This is a genomic window from Pigmentiphaga sp., assembly GCF_019689535.1.
Taxonomy (GTDB): Bacteria; Pseudomonadota; Gammaproteobacteria; order Burkholderiales; family Burkholderiaceae_B; genus Pigmentiphaga.
Map to the genome: position 1 here is coordinate 1 of NZ_JADGHH010000266.1, position 3847 is coordinate 3847.

At 65.3% G+C, this 3847-nt stretch carries 5 protein-coding genes; 2 read left to right on the forward strand and 3 right to left on the reverse strand.

All coding sequences use genetic code 11. The annotated features are described in order from the left end of the window. Window positions 1-98 precede the first annotated feature (98 nt). Together IRZ12_RS16360 and IRZ12_RS16365 are read left to right on the forward strand one after the other, a co-directional pair. Window positions 99-758, forward strand: coding sequence for a tripartite tricarboxylate transporter substrate binding protein (locus tag IRZ12_RS16360; protein ID WP_296470745.1), 660 nt, complete (start codon window positions 99-101; stop codon window positions 756-758). A 167-nt stretch (window positions 759-925) separates the two neighbouring features. Beyond that, window positions 926-1588, forward strand: coding sequence for a response regulator transcription factor (locus IRZ12_RS16365; protein WP_296470748.1), 663 nt, complete (start codon window positions 926-928; stop codon window positions 1586-1588). A 5-nt stretch (window positions 1589-1593) separates the two neighbouring features. Here the strand turns inward: IRZ12_RS16365 and IRZ12_RS16370 are convergent, their stop codons facing one another. The 3 genes from IRZ12_RS16370 to IRZ12_RS16380 form a co-directional block, all read right to left on the reverse strand. Then, complete coding sequence (locus IRZ12_RS16370) at window positions 1594-2895, reverse strand: HipA domain-containing protein (protein ID WP_296470750.1); 1302 nt, start codon at window positions 2893-2895, stop codon at window positions 1594-1596. After that, on the reverse strand, window positions 2892-3161 hold the full coding sequence (locus IRZ12_RS16375; RefSeq protein WP_296470753.1) for a helix-turn-helix domain-containing protein: 270 nt from the start codon (window positions 3159-3161) through the stop codon (window positions 2892-2894). The genes IRZ12_RS16370 and IRZ12_RS16375 overlap by 4 nt, the downstream gene beginning before the upstream one ends. A gap of 128 nt (window positions 3162-3289) precedes the next feature. Further along, the coding region (locus tag IRZ12_RS16380) for a nitroreductase (RefSeq protein ID WP_296470756.1) at window positions 3290-3847 on the reverse strand (558 nt) is incomplete at its 5' end.

Sequence of the window (3847 nt, forward strand, 5' to 3'; positions counted from 1 at the left end):
CCAGCAGCAGGAACCCACCGAAGCGACTCAGGGGCGGCTCAATGCCGCTCCTGAGCGCCGTAGGAATCTCCGGCCTTCAGACCGGGGAGGATGTCAAGATGAAAAACCTGCGCACCGACCCGATGCGCGACCTCACGCCCGTGACCACGATGTTCTCCACGCCGTTCTATTTGGTGGTGAACAATTCGATTCCGGTGAAGACCGTGCAGGAGCTCATCGACTACGCCAAGGCGCGGCCCGGCAAGCTCACCTACGCCTCGCTCGGCCGCGGCGGCACGCATCACCTGACCGGCGAAATGTTCCGCCAGCGCGCAGGCATCGACATCCTGCACGTGCCCTACAAGGGCAGCGCCCCCGCCATGAACGACCTGCTCGGCGGCCAGGTGGACATGATGTTCGAAGGCGGCGCCTCGACCTTCCCGTACGTGCAGTCCGGGCGCCTGCGCGCGCTCGCATCGACCGGCCCCAAGCGCACGCATGCCATGCCCGACCTGCCTGCGCTCACCGAATTCTTCCCGGGGCTCGTCATGAGCGCATGGATCGCGCTCGTCGGGCCGCGCGGCCTGCCGCAAGACGTGATCGACACCCTCACCGGCGCCGTGCAGGCCATGCTCAAGCTGCCTTCGACGGAAGAGAAATTCGGGCCCCTGGGCGTCGAGACCATGCCGGGCACCCAGGCAGACTTCCTCAAGCTCATCCAGTCAGAGATTCCCGTGCTCACCAAGCTCGTCCAGGATGCGGGCGTGGAGCCCCAATAAGGCTGGGCGGCGGACGCACGAGCCTAAGACTCTCCCTTCGCCCGCGATCCGATAGCCGCCCGCACGGGCGGCTATTTCGTGCGGCCTATGCCTTTGGTGGGGCCTGGCAGGCTTGCCTGGAGAGGCCGGCGCGACTATCTTTACGTCGTCAGGCAAATGGGGGAAAAATGAAAATCCTGATCGCCGATGATCACCGGTTGGTCATCGAGGCCGTCAAGGTAAAGCTGGCAGAACTCGGCCCCGACGTCGAGTTCAAGACCGCGCTCAGCGTCGACGAGCTCCGGCGCGAAGCCACCGAAGATCTCGACCTGGCTTTAATTGACATCACCATGCCCGGCGCGGCAGGGCACCAGCACATCGCCGAGTTGCGCGAGCGGCTGCCTGCGCTGCCCATCATCGTGCTCTCCGGCGTCGAAGATCCCGACGTCATGCGTGCCGCCATCGAACTCGGCGCGCTCGGTTACATCCCCAAGGCCTACTCGCCCGACGTCATGCTCTCGGCCGTGCGGCTCGTGCTCGCCGGCGGCGTATTCGTGCCGCAGATGATGCTCTCCGGCATCGCCTCCCCCGCCACGACGCCGCCTCGCGTCGCCGAGCCGGCCGGGGAAGCCCGCGCCGCCTCGCTCGATCAACTGCGCAGCCTGCTTACCGAACGGCAGATCGACGTCTTGCGCCTGCTTTCAGAAGGCAAGCCCAACAAACTCATTGCGCGCGACCTCGGCATCAGCGAAGGCACCGTCAAGATCCACCTGGCCGCGATCTTCCGCGCGCTCGACGTGCGCAACCGCACCGAAGCGGTGGTGGCCGCGCGCGGGCTGGCAGGGTTGTAGGCGGCTCAGGAAAGCCGCTCGGTCATTTCGCGTATGACGGCGTGGATAATCGCGCGCAAGCAGCGCGCCTCCCCCGCTCGCGTTGCCGGGGATTGCAAGCCAGCTTCTCCGGTCCTCGCTTCGAAGGCCGCGTACACATGCTCGGCGGCCGGCACGATGCGGCGGCGGCATTCGTCCAGCAAACGCTCCGCCGTGCCGCGGTTCAAGCCCAGCTCGACGCCCGCTGCGATCATCAATTGCCGATCAACCTCGGCAAAGCGCCTTGCATCCAGGATGGGCCACGCCAAGTGCGTGGACTGCGGCCAATCCGGTTTGTCGAAGGCGCGTGACTCGTAGACTGCCGTGCTGATCAGATCGTAGTGCGGGGCCAGCTGCACGCCCGCGCCTGTAATCAGAAAGCTCAGGTTTTTCAGGTGCGCATCGCCATTGCCCGTCAGTACGTTGAAAACCACCCACGTGAATAAGCGCGTGCGCGCGACAGCCGGGCTTCGGCAGGCGTCAGCCAGCCGGGAAAGATTCGCGATGCTGCCTTGCTGGTACTTGAAGCTGCGGTCAAGACCCAGCAGCTGACAGGCATCGATGGCATGCAGGCGTTCTATCTTCCCGTTGCGTACGATGCGGTCGAACCGGTCCACGATGTAAGCCGGTTCGGGGACATAGCGGCGGTGTACCGGCGGAACCGCGAGCCCGGATTCGGCCGCCAGGCGCATGACAAACCATTCGTTGGCCACCGAGTGCGGATAATCGGGATCCGGATGTTCGGGTTTCAGGATATGGAGCGATGCCGAGGCCCCAGAAGGTTCGTAGAGCACGCCATCGCGCATGACGACCGCGAGCTTGTGCTGCGCGCCTGCTAGCGACATGCGCTTGACGGCGCCATGTGTGAGCGGGACGCGCGGCAGCTGGCGAATACGTTGAGACAGCTCGGCATCGGAGAGTGTCCGGAGCGCTTCAGCGCCCGCGTTTGCCGGTGCGTCCGGCGGAAGCAGCGTAAGCGAGCCCGCCGTTTCGGCGCCATACCAACTCAGCAGGCCGAAGGCGTCCGCGGCATCGAGGCGGGCATCCGCCGCGAGCAGCGTTCTCTGCCCTTCCTCGGGCAGCAGGTTGTCGAAATACCATTGCACCGGGCGGACGCTGGCCCCGTCGATGAATGGCTCGCGCTGCAAGGGTAAATGCGGGCTCAGCGGATGGCGCCCGTCGAAGCGCAGCCAGGTATCGCTGTACTGGAAGGTCCAAACGCCGTTCTGCTCCCGGAGCTCGCCCACGGGGAGATCGCCGATGCTGACGAGGAGGGCGCGCTCACTCATGGCTCGCCTGTATCCCGCTCCATCGCGCGGGCCACGCGCTCGGCGGCCTCTTCCGGCACATCGAGCACGACTCGAATCCCCAGCCCCTTGAGCACCTGGAACAGTTTGCCCCACTGGGCCGTCTCGCCCCCCCGCTCGATCTTGCCGAGAAAGTTTTCGCTCACGCCAATGGCGCCGGCGGCATCGTCCTGACGAAGGCCTTGAGCTTTGCGGGTGGCGCGGACGACGGGGCCGAGCGCTTGCGGTGTATCTATGGTGATCTTCATGGAATCCTCACGATTGTGAGGATTCTAAAGTCTTCACCGTAGCTGCACAACCAATCCACAAGGTCGTAAGGATTTATGGCAGAAATCGTCCGACTTCCAAGAAATCCTTGTAACCGTGAGGATTTTTATCAACCCTCCACCCACCGCACCACGTCCCCGATGGGCGCCCGCGTCGTCCGGAACCCATTGGCCGGGTGCTCGAGGTCCGCATAGCCAAACGAGATGCCGCACACGATGCGCTGGTCTTCGGGAATGCCGAAATGGGCGCGGATGAAAGGTGAATAGCCCGCCAGCGCCGCCTGCGCGATGGTCGCCACGCCCAGGCTTTGCGCGGCCAGCATGAAATTGCTCACGTAGGCGCCGCAATCTACCGCGCCGTACACTCCCAGCGCCTCGGGCGTGGTGATGATGGCCACGTGCGGCGCCCCGAAGAAACGGAAGTTCTCCGCCCCCTGGCGGGCCGAGGCCTCGCGGTCGCCCCGCTTGATGCCCACGCTCTCGTATAGCTGGAAGCCGCATTCGCGCCGCCGCTCGCGATACACGCCCGGGTATTCGCGCGGGAAGGGGAAATCCGGTTCGATCTCGGGATGGCTCGCCACGTGCGCGCCCAGGGCTTCGCGAAAGCGCTCCGTGCCGGCGCCCGAGGTCACCACCACCTGCCAGGGCTGGGTGTTGCACCACGAGGC